Source organism: Escherichia sp. MOD1-EC5189, from assembly GCF_002966045.1.
Classification (GTDB): domain Bacteria; phylum Pseudomonadota; class Gammaproteobacteria; order Enterobacterales; family Enterobacteriaceae; genus Escherichia; species Escherichia coli_F.
In genome coordinates this window covers 19,334-36,782 of sequence record NZ_PTRX01000010.1, presented here as the reverse complement: position 1 = coordinate 36,782, position 17,449 = coordinate 19,334, and the positions used below count along the sequence as shown (strand labels likewise).

Genomic DNA, 17,449 nt, shown 5'->3' with positions numbered 1-17,449 from the left:
TCCCAACAGGACACATTCATGGCATATACCACCTTTTCACAGACGAAAAATGATCAGCTCAAAGAACCGATGTTCTTTGGTCAGCCGGTCAACGTGGCTCGCTACGATCAGCAAAAATATGACATCTTCGAAAAGCTGATCGAAAAGCAGCTCTCTTTCTTCTGGCGTCCGGAAGAAGTTGACGTTTCTCGTGACCGTATCGATTACCAGGCACTGCCTGAACACGAAAAACACATCTTTATCAGCAACCTGAAATATCAGACGCTGCTGGACTCCATTCAGGGTCGCAGCCCGAACGTGGCACTGCTGCCGCTGATCTCGATCCCGGAACTGGAAACCTGGGTCGAAACCTGGGCATTCTCAGAAACGATTCATTCCCGTTCCTATACTCATATCATTCGTAATATCGTTAACGATCCGTCGGTTGTGTTTGACGATATCGTCACCAACGAGCAGATCCAGAAACGTGCGGAAGGGATCTCCAGCTATTACGATGAACTGATCGAAATGACCAGCTACTGGCATCTGCTGGGCGAAGGCACCCACACCGTTAACGGTAAAACCGTAACCGTTAGCCTGCGCGAGCTGAAGAAAAAACTGTATCTCTGCCTGATGAGCGTTAACGCGCTGGAAGCGATTCGTTTCTATGTCAGCTTTGCTTGTTCTTTCGCATTTGCGGAACGCGAACTGATGGAAGGCAACGCCAAGATTATTCGCTTGATTGCCCGTGACGAAGCCCTGCACCTGACCGGTACACAGCATATGCTGAATCTGCTGCGCAGCGGCGCGGATGATCCGGAAATGGCAGAAATTGCCGAAGAGTGTAAGCAGGAGTGCTATGACCTGTTTGTCCAGGCGGCACAGCAAGAGAAAGACTGGGCGGATTATCTGTTCCGTGATGGTTCGATGATTGGTCTGAATAAAGACATCCTCTGCCAGTACGTTGAATACATCACCAATATCCGTATGCAGGCGGTCGGTTTGGATCTGCCGTTCCAGACGCGCTCCAACCCGATCCCGTGGATCAACACCTGGTTGGTGTCTGATAACGTACAGGTTGCTCCGCAGGAAGTGGAAGTCAGTTCTTATCTGGTCGGGCAGATTGACTCGGAAGTGGACACCGACGATTTGAGTAACTTCCAGCTCTGATGGCTCGCGTTACCCTGCGCATCACTGGCACACAACTGCTGTGCCAGGATGAACACCCTTCCCTTCTGGCGGCGCTGGAATCCCACAATGTGGCGGTTGAGTATCAGTGCCGCGAAGGTTACTGCGGCTCCTGTCGCACACGCCTTGTTGCAGGCCAGGTGGACTGGATTGCCGAACCGTTGGCCTTTATTCAGCCGGGGGAAATTTTGCCCTGTTGTTGCCGGGCAAAAGGCGATATTGAAATCGAGATGTGATCGGGTACTTGTGCCAGATGCGACGCTTACGCGTCTTATCTGGCCTACGTGATTACATGGCGTAGTAATACGCTTTAACCTGCTCCCAGTCCGCTTTAGGGATCGGCTCCAGATATTTTTCCAGCTGGCGGAAATCATGATTAATCGCTTTATGCCGACGTAAGCGGCGACGACTTTTCTCCAGATCAAGAAAACCAGCTTCTACCATACCTTCTGTTTTCACATAGATGTGGCGAACGTAACAACAGCCATGCTGACGATTAACGCTATGCATTTTCTTAAACGCCATCGCCACAGCTTTCAACATGGCTTGCCGAACATCGTCAGAATAAGGTGTTACTGCATGCTGGGCATACCAGTCAGCAATACTTATGAACCCCGCCATATCTTCCGTCACCAGCAACGCGCGCCATTCACCCTCAATTTTCACCGCTTCACCAAAAACGATTTTCGGCACAATGACACCAGCCCGTTCCAGCTCTTTAATTACCGCAACCTCACGGACAATCGTCGGTCGACCGAACGGATAACGTACGGAATGAAACAGATGATGCGTCATGCGCTTCACATACAGCTTTTTGCCGTTGCGCTCGACGCATTGCACCCCGCTCATCCCATTACGGCGATAGTTAGGCTCTTCAACCCAGTCGCCCTCTGTTGCCCACCAGTGATTAAATTCGTCGTACTTTGCTGAAACTGCCATACCCTATCGCCTGTCATTTTTTATTAACGACAATGACTATAGGTGGTTACCTGCGAAAAATCTTAATGAAACGTGTCGTATTAATGAATTTCTTTTGCCACTACTAGCGCGACACCGCTTTTACCCTTCATTTGCAGCGCATAGACTCCACCAGCCACTACCACTAATAGTGCGCGCAGCAAATAAAATGTGAATTTAATCAGGCGGATACAGCGATGAATTTTATTCGACAGGGATTAGGCATCGCCTTATTACCAGAGTTAACGCTGAAAACCATTGCAGGTGAATTGTGTTCCGTTCCTCTCGAACCAACCTTCTATCGACAGATTTCGTTGCTGGCTAAAGAAAAGCCGGTAGAAGGCAGTCCACTGTTTTTACTACAAACGTGTACGGAACAACTCGTGGTGAGTGGAAAAATTTGATGTGAGACATGAGATTGATGACAAATGTAAGATTGCCTGATTCGCCACACTTAGTTGGCCTGTAGTCTTTACCATGCGTAATAATTCGTTTTCACCTGATTTTGGTCCACTTTGTGAATTAGCGATAAATATTTATCCAGTTTAGGGAAGTGACAATGACTCCAGGTAGAAACCGGTATGAAGCGCCCGACTCACTGTCAAAACCGATTGTTGAGAGTAATGACACTCCGGCGAACAGTACACAGTTTACTCTGGAGCCATTCTCAATCTTCAAGTGGGATACCTAATAACTTGTCAGGGAAGTTATCAATATCTGTTTGTTACTTATTACCGTATTTATTAACAATAATGATACTTTCTAACATGCGTAAAGGTCTTCGTAATAAAATGAGCTAAATTTGATAGTGAATATATTCTGCAAAGATTAAATTGTATCTTGTTAACTCACACTACAAGGAATCATTTATGCCAAATACATCTATTCACTTATCTCGCTGTAATATTTTACAAAATAATAAATTGCAAACAGCAGAAATTTACAAAGAATCACAACAAACCGCGAAACTTGAGATTTTTTGCAATGAGTTTCTAAAAATATCTCAAAGTAGATTCGGGTTATCAACCTCAGCAGACAACATAGCTAATTCATTGGCTTTTTTCACGAAAGCCTCAGATGAAATTGATAGTGTCAAGACCAAAAAAATTGACGTTCACAGTTATGGTTTCGTACCAATAAGACATTTTGTCGAGCATGTCATAACGTATAAAAATGAATTTGCAGAAGATTATGAACCCTATATCCTTACCTTTACCAGAGGTGAAAACAACGAAGGTGTTTTGAGTATCGAAAGCAAAGAAGGGTTTCTTTCACAAAGAACAATAAATTTAAATGAATATGAAACTGCAATTAACATCATCAATGAGCATGTTGCAAAAGAAAATACCCACAACACGGACCAGACACTGACAGAAAAGGACATTTCAAAAACAAACGACTCTGATAAACATTATAAGATCAGCAGTGAGGAAAGTATTAAAAGTCAACTTTACAGCGATCAAAAAAAATATACAGACCTGCTACAACATTCTGAGAAAAATACAGAATGGTACAAATACACATCCTCCGAGGAACGCTATGATGTATTTAAGAATTCTTCTAAAAAAATTGAAAATACCTACAAGCAAATTGTGCAAGCGCAGAAAAAATTGAAGCAAATGAAATACATCAATAAATTAAGTGGTGAGTTTATCGATATCGCCGACAAAAAGTTAGCACCATTAATAAATGATAGTTTCAGCTATACACGAGATTTCTTTGCTTACTCAAAACAGGAAAAAAATATCTTCACATTTGATAATTCTAATTTTGTAGATCCAAAGGAAAAAGAAGGTTTAATGGTACAACACAGCAATGGGCAACTGGTTATTACAGGTAAATATTGCCCTGAAGGTGTGCAAACAGCATTCACCCAAGAACAATATGATAAATTAATAAGATACATTAATATTTTCTTTACCTTTCCGAAATTCGAATAATACTTTACAGTATAAACTGCATTACAATTTATTATTGAGACCTATTCATACTGTTTAAAGAATAACAATGCCCAGTGTTAGCTTTTTTAACGAATGAGTTTTGCGAAAATTATGTTGGCATCTTTTTACAGGATGCACCCGTTAATGAAAAGAATAACCGGTAGTAGCATTATTTCGCTTTAGCAGAGGATGGCGCATGAACGCCATCCTGCAGTAGCATTACTCTTTATTAAGGAATTTTACTGCCTTATCAGGGAAATCAGTAAACAGCCCATTTACACCCGCTTTGTTATACAGAGCATCATATAACTGATTCACATCAGTAGTGTATTCAGGCAGCTTATCTGACCGCACGGTATAAGGATGCACCACCAGCTTATTCTGCTGTGCATCTTTTACCATTCCGGTAAGCTTGATATTACCCGGCTGCGATGTCTCCTCAATCACCATATGGTAATCCGGACCAATGCCATCAGCATATTCCGCTACCTGTTTCATGGCGCCCGGCTTGAACATCCAGTCATAGCTGTAATTAACCCAGCTTCCGTCCGGCTGTTTCTGCTGCGTTTCATTCCAGTCGGTATAGGCAATCAGCTGTACAAGATTGAGGTCCATGCCCATTTTCGGTTCCAGCTCATTTTTAATGCGTTTCAGCTCATCAGCATCAAAACATTGCAAATAAACTTTGTCGTCCTTACCGAGGTAACCATATTTCTTCAGCACTTCCAGCGTTTTTGCCGCAATATCCTTCCCTTCCTGATGGTGGAACCACGGCGCTTTAATTTCTGGATAGATACCAATATTTTTCCCGGTCGAATGGTTTAGCCCCTGAACAAATTCAATCTCTTCTTCAAAGGTGTGCACCCGGAAGTCAGATTTACCCATCGGGAAACGTCCGGGGAAAGTCTGCACTTTTTTACCGTTTTCAATATCGAAGCCTTCCGTAAATTTCAAAGACTTAATTTCATCCAGCGTAAAATCTATCGCGTAGTAACGGCCATCTTTACGCGCCCGATCCGGGAAACGATCGGCGACATCGGTTACCCGGTCAAGATAGTGGTCATGCAGAACGACCAGATGATCATCCTTCGTCATCACCAAATCCTGTTCCAGATAATCCGCTCCCTGCGCATAAGCCATCGCTTTTGCTGGCAGCGTATGCTCCGGTAAATATCCACTGGCACCGCGATGGGCGATGACTATTTTTTCGTTGCTATCCGCCGCCATTGCACTGCTTCCCATGATCATTCCACTCATCATGATCGCCATGCTAAGGTTTTTCAGCGTCAATTTCATGCAATTAGCCTCCATTGCGTTTTTGCAGTAATTCCTGATGGCGACGTTTTTCGCCAATCATCACAACTATCAACAGGATAACCGCCAGAATGCTGCCGCCAATCATTACCATAAAACCGCCATCCCAGCCGAAGAAGTCCACGGTGTAACCAACAATCGCGCTCGCCGCCACCGAACCGCCCAGGTAACCAAACAGACCAGTAAAGCCCGCTGCCGTACCTGCCGCTTTTTTCGGTGCCAGTTCCAGCGCATGCAGACCGATCAACATCACAGGACCGTAGATCAGGAAGCCGATAACAATCATACAAATCATATCTACGGTTGGGTTGCCTGCCGGGTTCATCCAGTAAACGATAGTTGCGATGGTCACCAGTGTCATAAAGAAGACGCCGGTTGCCCCACGGTTACCACGGAAGACTTTGTCCGACATCCAGCCACACAACAGGGTGCCCGGAATGCCCGCATACTCATAGAAGAAGTAGGCCCAGGAGGATTTATCCAGCGCGAAATGCTTAACTTCTTTCAGGTAGGTCGGTGACCAGTCGAGGATGCCGTAACGCAGCAGATAAACGAACACGTTGGCGATGGCGATGTACCACAGCAGTTTGTTCGGCAGCACGTACTGCATGAAAATTTGCTTCGCGGTCAGCTCCTGTTCCGCTTTTTCGTTATAGTCGTCCGGATAATCGTTTTTGTACTCTTCGATCGGCGGCAAGCCACAGGATTGTGGGGTATCGCGCATCATCGCAAAGGCGAATAGTGCCACCAGAATGGCGCAGAAAGCGGGCATATAGAGGGCCGCGTGCCAGTCATTGAACCAGGCCATCCCCAGCAGGAACAGCAGCGGCGGAATACCACCACCGACATTGTGTGCGCAGTTCCACACCGACACAATGCCGCCACGTTCTTTCTGCGACCACCAGTGCACCATAGTACGACCACACGGCGGCCACCCCATACCCTGGAACCAACCGCAGAGGAACAACAGTACAAACATCACCGCAATGCTCGATGTCGCCCATGGCACAAAGCCCATAAACAGCATCACTGCCGCCGCAAGAATCAGACCTGCCGGCAGGAAAACGCGCGGATTCGAGCGGTCCGACACCGAGCCCATGATAAATTTCGAAAATCCGTAGGCAATTGAGATCCCTGAAAGGGCAAAACCTAAATCACCGCGTGAGAATCCCTGCTCCACCAGGTAAGGCATAGCGAGCGCAAAGTTCTTACGAACCAAATAGTAAGCAGCATAGCCAAAGAATATCCCCAGGAAAATTTGCCAGCGCAATCGACGATAAGTCGGATCGATCTCCGCGGCAGGTAAGCGCGCTTTGTGTGGCGCCGGTTTAAAAATACTCAACATTGAAAGCCTCCGTGGCCCGTGGTCTTATTTATGATTAACAGCCTGATTCAGTGGGAGAACCTGCCGTTTCTTGAGTTGCCGCGATGTTAAGAAAACATTCAGAAATTAAATGTGAATTGCCGCACACATTATTAAATAAGATTTACAGAATGTTCAAAATGACGCATGAAATCACGTTTCACTTTCGAATTATGAGCGAATATGCGCGAAATCAAACAATTCATGTTTTTACTATGGCTAAATGGTAAAAAACGAACTTCAGAGGGATAACAATGAAAACTCGCGACTCGCAATCAAGTGACGTGATTATCATTGGCGGCGGCGCAACGGGAGCCGGGATTGCCCGCGACTGTGCCCTGCGCGGGCTGCGCGTGATTTTGGTTGAGCGCCACGACATCGCAACGGGAGCCACCGGGCGTAATCACGGGCTACTGCACAGCGGCGCACGCTATGCGGTAACGGATGCGGAATCGGCCCGCGAATGTATTAGTGAAAACCAGATTTTAAAACGCATTGCGCGTCACTGTGTCGAACCAACCAACGGCCTGTTTATCACCCTGCCGGAAGATGATCTCTCCTTCCAGGCGACTTTTATTCGTGCCTGCCAGGAAGCAGGGATCAGCGCAGAAGCGATTGATCCGCAGCAAGCACGCATTATCGAACCTGCCGTTAACCCGGCACTGATTGGCGCGGTGAAAGTTCCGGATGGCACTGTTGATCCATTTCGTCTGACCGCAGCAAACATGCTGGATGCCAAAGAACACGGTGCGATTATCCTTACCGCTCACGAAGTCACGGGGCTGATTCGTGAAGGCACGACGGTGTGCGGCGTTCGTGTACGTAACCATCTCACCGGCGAAACGCAGGCTCTCCATGCGCCTGTCGTGGTTAATGCCGCCGGGATCTGGGGGCAACATATTGCGGAATATGCCGATCTGCGCATTCGCATGTTCCCGGCGAAAGGGTCGCTTCTGATTATGGATCACCGCATTAATCAGCATGTGATCAACCGCTGCCGTAAACCTTCTGACGCCGATATTCTGGTGCCTGGCGATACCATTTCGCTGATTGGCACCACCTCTTTACGTATTGATTACAACGAGATTGACGATAATCGAGTGACGGCAGAAGAAGTGGATATTCTGCTGCGTGAAGGGGAAAAACTGGCCCCCGTGATGGCGAAAACGCGTATTTTGCGGGCTTACTCTGGCGTGCGTCCGCTGGTTGCCAGCGATGACGACCCGAGCGGACGTAACGTCAGCCGTGGCATCGTGCTGCTCGATCATGCTGAACGCGATGGTCTGGACGGATTTATCACCATCACCGGTGGCAAACTGATGACCTATCGGCTGATGGCGGAATGGGCTACCGACGCGGTATGTCGCAAGCTGGGCAATACGCGCCCCTGTACGACCGCCGAACTGGCACTTCCAGGTTCACAGGAACCCGCTGAAGTTACCTTGCGTAAAGTCATCTCCCTGCCTGCCCCGCTGCGCGGTTCTGCGGTTTATCGTCATGGCGATCGCACGCCTGCCTGGCTGAGCGAAGGCCGTCTGCACCGCAGCCTGGTATGTGAGTGCGAAGCGGTAACTGCGGGTGAAGTGCAGTACGCAGTAGAAAATTTAAACGTTAACAGCCTGTTGGATTTACGTCGTCGCACCCGTGTGGGGATGGGAACCTGCCAGGGCGAGCTCTGCGCCTGCCGCGCTGCCGGACTGCTACAGCGTTTTAACGTCACGACGTCCGCGCAATCTATCGAGCAACTTTCCACCTTCCTTAACGAACGCTGGAAAGGCGTGCAACCCATCGCCTGGGGAGACGCATTGCGCGAAAGCGAGTTTACCCGTTGGGTTTATCAGGGACTTTGTGGTCTGGAGAAGGAGCAGAAAGATGCGCTTTGATACTGTCATTATGGGCGGCGGGCTCGCCGGATTACTCTGCGGCCTGCAACTGCAAAAACACGGACTGCGCTGTGCCATTGTTACGCGTGGTCAAAGCGCGCTGCATTTTTCATCCGGATCGCTGGATTTGCTGAGCAATCTGCCTGACGGTCAGCCGGTGACAGACATTCACAGTGGACTGGAATCTTTGTGTCATCAGGCACCTGCCCATCCATACTCTCTTCTCGGGCCACAACGCGTGCTCGATCTCGCTTGTCAGGCACAGACATTAATCGCTGAAAGCGGTGCGCAATTACAGGGCAGCGTAGAGCTGGCTCACCAGCGAGTTACGCCGCTCGGTACTCTGCGCTCTACCTGGCTAAGTTCGCCAGAAGTCCCCGTCTGGCCGCTGCCCGCGAAGAAAATTTGTGTAGTGGGAATTAGCGGCCTGATGGATTTTCAGGCGCATCTTGCGGCGGCTTCATTGCGCGAACTGGATCTTAATGTTGAAACCGCAGAAATAGAGCTGCCAGAACTGGATATCCTGCGCAATAACGCCACCGAGTTCCGCGCGGTGAATATCGCCCGTTTCCTTGATAACGAAGAAAACTGGCCTCTGTTAATTGATGCGCTTATTCCTGTCGCCAATACCAGTGAAATGATCCTGATGCCCGCCTGCTTCGGCATGGCTGATGACAAACTCTGGCGGTGGCTGAACGAGCAATTGCCCTGTTCATTAATGTTACTGCCGACATTACCACCTTCAGTGCTGGGCATTCGTCTGCAAAACCAGTTACAGCGCCAGTTTGTGCGCCAGGGGGGCGTGTGGATGCCGGGCGATGAAGTGAAAAAAGTGACCTGTAAAAATGGCGTAGTGAATGAAATCTGGACGCGCAATCACGCCGATATCCCGCTGCGCCCACGATTTGCGGTGCTTGCGAGCGGCAGTTTCTTTAGCGGCGGACTGGTGGCAGAACGTGACGGCATTCGCGAGCCGATTCTCGGCCTTGATGTGCTACAAACCGCCACGCGGGGTGAATGGTATAAGGGCGATTTTTTTGCGCCGCAACCGTGGCAGCAGTTCGGTGTAACCACTGATGAGGCGCTACGCCCGTCGCAGGCAGGGCAAACCATTGAAAACCTGTTTGCCATCGGTTCGGTGCTGGGCGGATTTGATCCCATTGCCCAGGGATGCGGCGGCGGTGTTTGTGCTGTCAGTGCTTTACATGCCGCTCAACAAATTGCCCAACGCGCAGGAGGCCAACAATGAACGACACCAGCTTCGAAAACTGCATTAAGTGCACCGTCTGCACCACCGCCTGCCCGGTGAGCCGGGTGAATCCCAGCTATCCGGGGCCAAAACAAGCCGGGCCGGATGGCGAGCGTCTGCGTTTAAAAGATGGTGCACTGTATGACGAGGCACTGAAATATTGTATTAACTGCAAACGTTGCGAAGTCGCCTGCCCGTCCGATGTGAAGATTGGCGATATTATCCAGCGCGCGCGGGCGAAATATGACACCACACGCCCGTCGCTGCGTAATTTTGTGTTGAGTCATACCGACCTGATGGGTAGCGTTTCCACGCCGTTCGCACCAATCGTCAACACCGCTACCTCGCTGAAACCGGTGCGGCAGTTGCTTGATGCGGCGTTAAAAATCGATCATCGCCGCACGCTACCGAAATACTCCTTCGGCACTTTCCGTCGCTGGTATCGCAGCGTGGCGGCTCAGCAAGCGCAATATAAAGACCAGGTGGCTTTCTTTCACGGCTGCTTCGTTAACTACAACCATCCGCAGTTAGGTAAAGATTTAATTAAAGTGCTCAACGCGATGGACACCGGCGTACAACTGCTGAGCAAAGAAAAATGCTGCGGCGTGCCGCTCATCGCCAACGGTTTTACCGATAAAGCACGTAAACAAGCAATCACGAATGTAGAGTCGATCCGCGAAGCTGTGGGGGGAAAAGGCATTCCGGTGATTGCCACCTCCTCAACCTGTACATTTGCCCTGCGCGATGAATACCCGGAAGTGCTGAATGTCGACAACAAAGGCTTGCGCGATCATATCGAACTGGCGACCCGCTGGCTGTGGCGCAAGCTGGACGAAGGAAAAACGTTACCGCTGAAAACGCTGCCACTAAAAGTGGTTTATCACACCCCGTGCCATATGGAAAAAATGGGCTGGACACTCTACACCCTGGAACTGTTGCGTAAAATCCCGGGGCTTGAGTTAACGGTGCTGGATTCCCAGTGCTGCGGTATTGCAGGTACTTACGGTTTCAAAAAAGAGAACTACCCCACCTCACAAGCCATCGGCGCACCACTATTCCGTCAGATAGAAGAGAGCGGCGCGGATCTGGTGGTCACCGACTGCGAAACCTGCAAATGGCAGATTGAGATGTCCACGAGCCTTCGCTGCGAGCACCCGATTACGCTGCTGGCCCAGGCGCTGTCTTAATCTTCCTTGTGATGCCCGGTAAGCGCATTGCTTATCGGGCATTTCTGCGTACGTGATTCCGCATCCAGTGTATGCGTTGCATCGCTTTGAAAATTCTTCTGAAAACGTCTCGCAAAGGCAGAAACTGGCAGATGTCATTGTTCTGAGATCCCCGTAATGTCGCGTCATCATAAATATCAGGTGACGGACAACCATGACCGAATCAACAACCTCCTCCCCGCATGATGCGGTGTTTAAAACCTTTATGTTCTCGCCCGAAACCGCGCGGGATTTTCTCGAAATACATCTACCGGAGCCACTGTGTAAACTTTGCAACCTGCAAACCTTACGCCTGGAACCCACCAGCTTTATTAAAAAAAGTTTACGCGCTTACTACTCGGATGTTTTGTGGTCGGTGGAAACCAGCGATGGTGACGGCTATATCTACTGCGTGATTGAACATCAAAGTTCCGCAGAAAAGAATATGGCTTTTCGGCTAATGCGCTATGCCACCGCCGCCATGCAGCGTCACCTTGACAAAGGCTATGACAGAGTCCCGCTGGTGGTGCCGTTGCTGTTTTATCACGGCGAAACCTCGCCCTACCCATACTCACTTAACTGGCTGGATGAGTTTGATGATCCGCAACTTGCCCGGCAGTTGTACACCGAAGCTTTTCCGTTGGTGGATATCACCATCGTACCTGACGATGAGATCATGCAACATCGGCGTATAGCTCTGCTTGAACTGATTCAAAAGCATATTCGCGACCGCGATTTAATCGGTATGGTCGACAGGATCACCACGCTTTTGGTTAGAGGCTTCACTAATGACAGCCAGCTACAAACGCTGTTTAATTATCTGCTGCAATGCGGCGATACCTCCCGTTTCACCCGCTTTATTGAGGAGATTGCCGAACGTTCACCACTACAAAAGGAGAGATTGATGACTATTGCTGAACGGCTACGGCAGGAAGGGCATCAAATTGGCTGGCAGGAGGGTAAGCTTGAAGGCTGGCAGGAGGGTAAATTAGAAGGTTTGCAGCAAGGCATGCATGAACAAGCCATTAAAATTGCCTTACGCATGCTGGAACAGGGCATCGATCATGACCTGGTGCTCGCAGCCACCCAGCTAAGCGAAGCCGATCTTGCAGCCAATAACCACTAATTAACACTGGCCCACGTGCAATTCCCCGTGGGCCTTTGATATTAATAACTACCTTTTATTTGTGGCCCATTTTTGCCTAATTTAAACATCGCCAGTCGTTGATCCAGGGCATCGCTGTAGAGCATCGTGTCAACGCCAACAGCGACAAAGTTCGCTTCCCACGTCAGGCATTGCTGCGCCATATCAGGAGCCACAGCCAGAAAACCAGCCGCTTTACCCGCAGCGCAGATCCGCCGAATGCTTAGTTCATTAAGCAGCAAATAGGCCGTGCTTTTAGGGATCCCCAATGTGTCAATGATCGTCGCAGCACTACAGGGGCCAATGCGGGCAATCAAATTGAGAATATCAATAGCCCGTGTCAGGGCGGGAACTTTGCTTGATTCCAACATACTGGACTCCAGTCTTAGATACTGGAATCAGTCTCGTTGCTCAGGGGGAGTAAAATTGTGAAGCGCATCAAATCCCGCACCTCGTCCAGCGGACTGGAGAAATTACGCACAAATTTGTGAATCAGCGCACGGATTTTTTCTTATTGAGTACAACAGGTTGGACAAATTTTGCCGGAGGGGGAATGTGCCGGTGCAGTAAACCGGCACGGAGTGGCGGAATCAGACAGATAAAGTCATGGACTCAACAACCTCAATCCAGCCATGCTCACTGGCGATGTCCTGACCGTTTAACCAACGGCGCAGCATATTCAGTGCCATCAGTGCGCACACTTCCTGACGGATAGCCAGGCTGTAGCGCGTAGTGCTGAAACGCACACGCAGAGCGAAAGTGCCGTCTGGCGAGGCTAGCGCAAAGTTGAGATGTTCGTTCTCGAAACCAGAAACAGCCAGTGCCAGCCCGGCAAAATGGTTGGCACGCCGTTCTGTAATCCAGTGCGCAGTTTGCGCCAGGGTTTCTTCCTGTGAAGGAACTACTTCACACGCCAGCAATGGAGCACCTGCGCGAGAAAGTTGCAAAGCCAATAAACCACCGGTGAATTGCTCGCTCAACGTCAGGCTGAACTGGCGGCTCTGCAATTCGCGACTGATCTGCGCGGGCAGTCCTTCGGTGCCTTCGAAAATCACGCTCTGTCCGGCAACACGTTTAACGTCCAGCCACAGTTTTTCCATCGCCTGTTGCTCGCTTGCCGGTCCGGTCAGCTTAAGTTCAATTATCGGCATCGAGGAGCGATAGCCCATTGTTACGCCCGGCGGCAGTTGCAGGGAGTCCAGGCTTTGCGCCAGATCGCTTTCCGAACGACCAAAGGTAGTCAAACGCAGACAAACCGGCGGCTGCGGTAAAGAAAAACGCTCGCGCAGGCGCGGCAGGATTTCGTGCTCGACCATCACCTTAAATTCTGACGGTACGCCGGGGGTAAAGAACATCAGGCAACGATTAAGCTGCACGGCAAAACCACAGGCGGTGCCTACCGGGTTATTGATAAATTCTGCACTGGCAGGTAGCTCCGCTTGTTTACGGTTGCTCGGTGCCATCACCCGTCCACGTTCGCGAAAATAACGTTCCATCTCTTTGAGCCAGGCCTCATGCAGCACCAGGCCTTCTCCTTTTGCAGTCGCAGCGGCGAGTGCGCTTAAATCATCACTGGTCGGCCCCAGCCCGCCGTTCACAATCAGCACATCGGCGTGCTGACTACGTTCACGAAGAATGGTCACTAAGTCATCGAGGTTATCCCCCACCGTATTACGGCGAGATAATGGCAACCCCTGATGAAAGAAAAAATCGGCCAGCCAGGCAGCGTTAGTGTCAACGATTTGCCCGTGTAACACTTCATCCCCGGTGGATAACATTTCCACTGTTAACATGGTTATCTCCTGCTTTTGTTATCGAATCACTATAACGCAAAGGGAGATAAGGCGTAGTAAGAAACTGAATGGCGCGACAGAATGCCGCGCCGGAAGGGATCAGAAACTGGCGTTAACGCCAACATATGGACCGTCAGCGATGGCGTTGTCGCGGTTACCGTCTTTACCAGAAAGGTTCAGGTAGCGATAGCCCGCCTCAATACTGACTGGACGCATAATGGTGTAACGCGCACCCGCATTCGCTTCCTCATAACTTTGAATACCGCTGGAGAGCGAATCTGGAGAGTAGTAATACTCGCCAAACAAACGGAAGCTGTTGCCAATATTCCACTGCAAACCACCTCCTACCGCCGCAGCATAACCTTCATCGCCGTAATTCGGGTTGGTGTAAACGCCTTTTCCGCCAACGGTCGCCATTAACGGCCCGAGAGGCAGATTCAACCCCAGCCCTACGCCCGCGACGTCACCGTCGTCGTCGTTATGTGTCCAGTTACCGCTTAACGCCAGGCCCGTCGATTCCGTTCCAAAACCGACACCAATATTGGTGTATTCTTTACCCGCCTGACCGCTGATACTCATTGCATTGACCGATGCAGAAACCAACAGCATTCCGGCCAGACCTGCTAGCGCAATTTTTTTCATTTTCCCCTCTCCCACAAGCAATAAATCAAAATTCCCAAAGCTGCGGGATTGTACTGTCTGGCACAGAGGATTCAATGAGCGAAAAAAGGGATCTAGTCACTTATTGTAACTAAATACTTCTCAAATAATTAAACGCTGAAAAAATAAACACACTGTATCGATACACACAAAAATAATAATCAGTGCGGTTATCATCGCAAAAGAGATTACTGTCACTTTCACATATTTCTGAGTTGCCGTATTCTCATGGTTTCTTTTTATTTATAAGGAATACTCCTGTGCGACAACGGACTATTGTATGCCCTTTGATTGAAAATGATGGTGCTTATTTGCTGTGTAAAATGGCCGACGATCGCGGCGTTTTCCCCGGTCAATGGGCGCTTTCGGGTGGCGGCGTGGAGCCTGGTGAACGAATTGAAGAGGCACTACGCCGCGAAATTCGTGAAGAACTGGGAGAACAGCTGATTTTGACAGAAATCACGCCGTGGACCTTCAGCGATGATATTCGTACCAAGATGTATGCAGATGGTCGCAAGGAAGAAATTTATATGATTTACCTGATCTTTGACTGTGTATCAGCCAACCGAGAAGTGAAAATAAACGAAGAGTTTCAGGACTACGCGTGGGTAAAACCTGAAGATCTGGTGCATTATGATTTGAATGTCGCCACCCGAAAAACGTTACGTTTGAAAGGTCTTCTGTAACAATGATGACAGCCATTACTGGCTGTCAGATTGAAAATTTAGTGGTTAACGAATTCCCCATCCAGATAAACTTTGCCTTTTTCTACATGCATGACTAAACCATCCAGATAATCAGGTTTAAATGTCGCATCACGCTTATCTTTAGCAATATATGTCAGGCAATGATTATGGGTAAAAATAACGATATTTTTATCAGGTGCTTTGCTTTGTAAGTCATTAATTGCACTATAAATCTCATTACCGCATTGAAGAAGTCGTTTATCTACCGTCAGCTTTTTCCCCGCTGAAAACCAGGTCGCCGACTGAATGGTCCGGACGGTATTACTGGAATAAAGATCGAAATCAGGGATATCAGCACTAAAAGCGTTGCCCAGTTCACGGGCATCCTGGGTACCTTTGACCGTAATACCTGTTTTATCTGACAAGCATTGATTGGTTGAACGATCGCAACGTTCAGCATGGCGAAACAAAACGACAACCGGATGCTGCTGTGCCAGTCTGGCCAGCGTTTTATTGTCGATACGTGGCAAACCATTGCTACTCCAGGCGGCATGAGTACCCAGTCCGGCAATGGCAGCGAGCGCCAGTAAAATGATGAAATATTTTTTTGACTTCAACGAAGAGCGGCAAAAAGCTAACACGTAAACTCCACCTATAGACAAGCGCAACCAGACAATTACCGTGAAATTGAGCGACATTTCTGGCGATAATTAGCAGTTGGTGTAATATTAAAAATCCTACGATGCCGGCAAAATGCCTCAAAATTTTGCCAAATGCAAAGCCTAAATAAGAAAAAATATAAAAATTTCAATATTTACGTCTAATATTAATTTCTTAAGGTTAAGTTAATATTCTATCCTTAGAATTTCGCTCCAAATGGCAAAATATACACAACACTCTTTATAGCAAATATAAGTGGACAGGTATTCAATGGCGGAAGGAAAAGCAATGTCAGAATTTTTGCCTTTTTCGCGACCAGCAATGGGCGTGGAGGAACTCGCAGCAGTTAAAGAGGTTCTCGAATCCGGTTGGATCACTACAGGTCCGAAGAATCAAGCGCTTGAACAAGCCTTTTGCCAATTGACGGGAAATCAGCATGCCATCGCGGTCAGTTCAGCCACCGCAGGAATGCATATCACGCTGATGGCGTTGGGAATTGGCAAGGGCGATGAAGTGATTACGCCTTCCCTGACCTGGGTTTCAACGCTCAATATGATCTCCTTGTTGGGTGCAACGCCGGTAATGGTGGATGTTAACCGCGATACGCTGATGGTCACGCCAGAATTGATAGAAGCAGCCATTACGTCACGCACTAAAGCCATCATTCCGGTGCATTATGCCGGTGCGCCAGCAGATATTGACGCTATTCGCGCCATTGGCGAACGTTACGGCATCGCGGTTATCGAAGATGCGGCCCATGCCGTCGGTACATATTACAAAGGCCGACATATTGGCGCGAAAGGTACCGCTATTTTTTCGTTTCACGCCATCAAAAATATTACCTGTGCGGAAGGTGGGTTGATTGTTACCGATGATGAAAACCTCGCCTGCCAGCTACGGATGCTGAAATTTCACGGTCTGGGTGTCGATGCATATGACAGACAAACCTGGGGCCGTGCACCGCAAGCTGAAGTCTTAACGCCGGGCTATAAGTATAATCTGACCGATATTAACGCCGCGATTGCCCTGACCCAGTTAGCCAAATTAGAGCACCTCAACACCCGTCGGCGCGAAATTGCTCTGCAATATCAGCAAGCACTGGCAGCTCTCCCCTTTGAGCCATTAAGCCTTCCCGCCTGGCCGCACGTTCACGCCTGGCATCTGTTTATTATTCGTGTCGATGAACAACGTTGTGGTATCAGTCGCGATGCGTTGATGGAAGCGTTAAAAGAAAGAGGCATTGGTACCGGGTTACATTTCCGCGCCGCTCACACACAAAAATATTATCGCGAGCGTTTTCCCACGCTGTCGTTACCGAATACCGAATGGAATAGCGAACGCATCTGTTCGTTGCCGCTGTTCCCGGATATGACCACCGCCGATGCCGACCGCGTCATCACAACCCTTCAGCAACTCGCAGGACAATAA

General features: G+C 49.0%; 14 protein-coding genes and 4 pseudogenes. 10 read left to right on the top strand and 8 right to left on the bottom strand.

Features of this window, described 5'->3' with window-relative positions; all coding sequences use genetic code 11:
- Window positions 1-18: 18 nt before the first annotated feature.
- Entirely contained in the window at window positions 19-1,149 is a 1,131-nt protein-coding gene (gene nrdB, locus ATB02_RS10855; protein ID WP_000332037.1) for a class Ia ribonucleoside-diphosphate reductase subunit beta, read from the top strand.
- On the top strand, window positions 1,149-1,403 hold the full coding sequence (gene yfaE, locus ATB02_RS10850) for a ferredoxin-like diferric-tyrosyl radical cofactor maintenance protein YfaE (protein ID WP_000135040.1): 255 nt from the start codon (window positions 1,149-1,151) through the stop codon (window positions 1,401-1,403). The genes nrdB and yfaE overlap by 1 nt, the downstream gene beginning before the upstream one ends.
- Window positions 1,404-1,455: 52 nt before the next feature.
- On the opposite strand, the gene inaA is transcribed toward yfaE, so the two are convergent.
- A complete protein-coding gene (inaA, locus tag ATB02_RS10845; protein ID WP_000301053.1) occupies window positions 1,456-2,106 on the bottom strand; it encodes a lipopolysaccharide kinase InaA in 651 nt (216 codons plus the stop codon).
- Between the two features lie 80 nt (window positions 2,107-2,186).
- Window positions 2,187-2,291, bottom strand: a pseudogene (locus ATB02_RS26665) (hypothetical protein); the annotation flags it as partial.
- Between ATB02_RS26665 and ATB02_RS10840 the strand changes: the two are divergent.
- Window positions 2,286-2,528, top strand: a pseudogene (locus ATB02_RS10840) (LysR substrate-binding domain-containing protein); the annotation flags it as partial. The pseudogenes ATB02_RS26665 and ATB02_RS10840 overlap by 6 nt on opposite strands.
- Before the next feature lie 465 nt (window positions 2,529-2,993).
- A pseudogene (locus ATB02_RS10835) lies at window positions 2,994-4,064 on the top strand (hypothetical protein).
- Between the two features lie 219 nt (window positions 4,065-4,283).
- Here the strand turns inward: ATB02_RS10835 and glpQ are convergent.
- On the bottom strand, window positions 4,284-5,360 hold the full coding sequence (glpQ, locus tag ATB02_RS10830) for a glycerophosphodiester phosphodiesterase (RefSeq protein WP_032303540.1): 1,077 nt from the start codon (window positions 5,358-5,360) through the stop codon (window positions 4,284-4,286).
- A gap of 4 nt (window positions 5,361-5,364) precedes the next feature.
- Window positions 5,365-6,723 carry a glycerol-3-phosphate transporter gene (gene glpT, locus ATB02_RS10825; RefSeq protein WP_000948724.1) on the bottom strand — a complete coding sequence of 453 codons (1,359 nt, stop codon included), beginning with the start codon at window positions 6,721-6,723 and terminating at the stop codon, window positions 5,365-5,367.
- 272 nt (window positions 6,724-6,995) lie between these two features.
- Here glpT and glpA point away from each other — a divergent pair, with 272 nt between their 5' ends.
- The 4 genes from glpA to ATB02_RS10805 all read left to right on the top strand — a co-directional run bounded on the left by glpA (window position 6,996) and on the right by ATB02_RS10805 (window position 12,204).
- Complete coding sequence (gene glpA, locus ATB02_RS10820) at window positions 6,996-8,624, top strand: anaerobic glycerol-3-phosphate dehydrogenase subunit A (protein WP_105271558.1); 1,629 nt, start codon at window positions 6,996-6,998, stop codon at window positions 8,622-8,624.
- On the top strand, window positions 8,614-9,873 hold the full coding sequence (gene glpB, locus ATB02_RS10815) for a glycerol-3-phosphate dehydrogenase subunit GlpB (RefSeq protein ID WP_039020261.1): 1,260 nt from the start codon (window positions 8,614-8,616) through the stop codon (window positions 9,871-9,873). The genes glpA and glpB overlap by 11 nt, the downstream gene beginning before the upstream one ends.
- Window positions 9,870-11,060, top strand: a complete 1,191-nt coding sequence (glpC, locus tag ATB02_RS10810; protein WP_001000389.1) for an anaerobic glycerol-3-phosphate dehydrogenase subunit GlpC — start codon at window positions 9,870-9,872, stop codon at window positions 11,058-11,060. Before glpB ends, glpC begins: the two co-directional genes overlap by 4 nt.
- Window positions 11,061-11,253: 193 nt before the next feature.
- A complete protein-coding gene (locus tag ATB02_RS10805) occupies window positions 11,254-12,204 on the top strand; it encodes an ISNCY family transposase (protein ID WP_105271557.1) in 951 nt (316 codons plus the stop codon).
- 200 nt (window positions 12,205-12,404) lie between these two features.
- On the opposite strand, the pseudogene ATB02_RS26985 reads toward ATB02_RS10805, so the two are convergent.
- The 3 genes and pseudogenes from ATB02_RS26985 to ATB02_RS10790 form a co-directional block, all read right to left on the bottom strand.
- Window positions 12,405-12,593 (bottom strand): annotated as a pseudogene (locus ATB02_RS26985) (helix-turn-helix domain-containing protein); the annotation flags it as partial.
- 219 nt (window positions 12,594-12,812) lie between these two features.
- Complete coding sequence (locus ATB02_RS10795) at window positions 12,813-14,015, bottom strand: nicotinamide mononucleotide deamidase-related protein YfaY (protein WP_105271555.1); 1,203 nt, start codon at window positions 14,013-14,015, stop codon at window positions 12,813-12,815.
- Between the two features lie 99 nt (window positions 14,016-14,114).
- Window positions 14,115-14,657 (bottom strand): YfaZ family outer membrane protein, encoded by a 543-nt coding sequence (locus ATB02_RS10790; RefSeq protein WP_105271554.1) that lies wholly within the window; start codon window positions 14,655-14,657, stop codon window positions 14,115-14,117.
- A gap of 278 nt (window positions 14,658-14,935) precedes the next feature.
- Here ATB02_RS10790 and nudI point away from each other — a divergent pair, with 278 nt between their 5' ends.
- Window positions 14,936-15,361: a nucleoside triphosphatase NudI gene (nudI, locus tag ATB02_RS10785; protein WP_105271553.1), complete on the top strand. Its 426-nt coding sequence runs from the start codon at window positions 14,936-14,938 to the stop codon at window positions 15,359-15,361.
- Between the two features lie 38 nt (window positions 15,362-15,399).
- On the opposite strand, the gene ais is transcribed toward nudI, so the two are convergent.
- On the bottom strand, window positions 15,400-16,002 hold the full coding sequence (gene ais, locus ATB02_RS10780; protein ID WP_105271552.1) for a lipopolysaccharide core heptose(II)-phosphate phosphatase Ais: 603 nt from the start codon (window positions 16,000-16,002) through the stop codon (window positions 15,400-15,402).
- A 307-nt stretch (window positions 16,003-16,309) separates the two neighbouring features.
- Here ais and arnB point away from each other — a divergent pair, with 307 nt between their 5' ends.
- Complete coding sequence (gene arnB / locus ATB02_RS10775; protein ID WP_032184679.1) at window positions 16,310-17,449, top strand: UDP-4-amino-4-deoxy-L-arabinose aminotransferase; 1,140 nt, start codon at window positions 16,310-16,312, stop codon at window positions 17,447-17,449.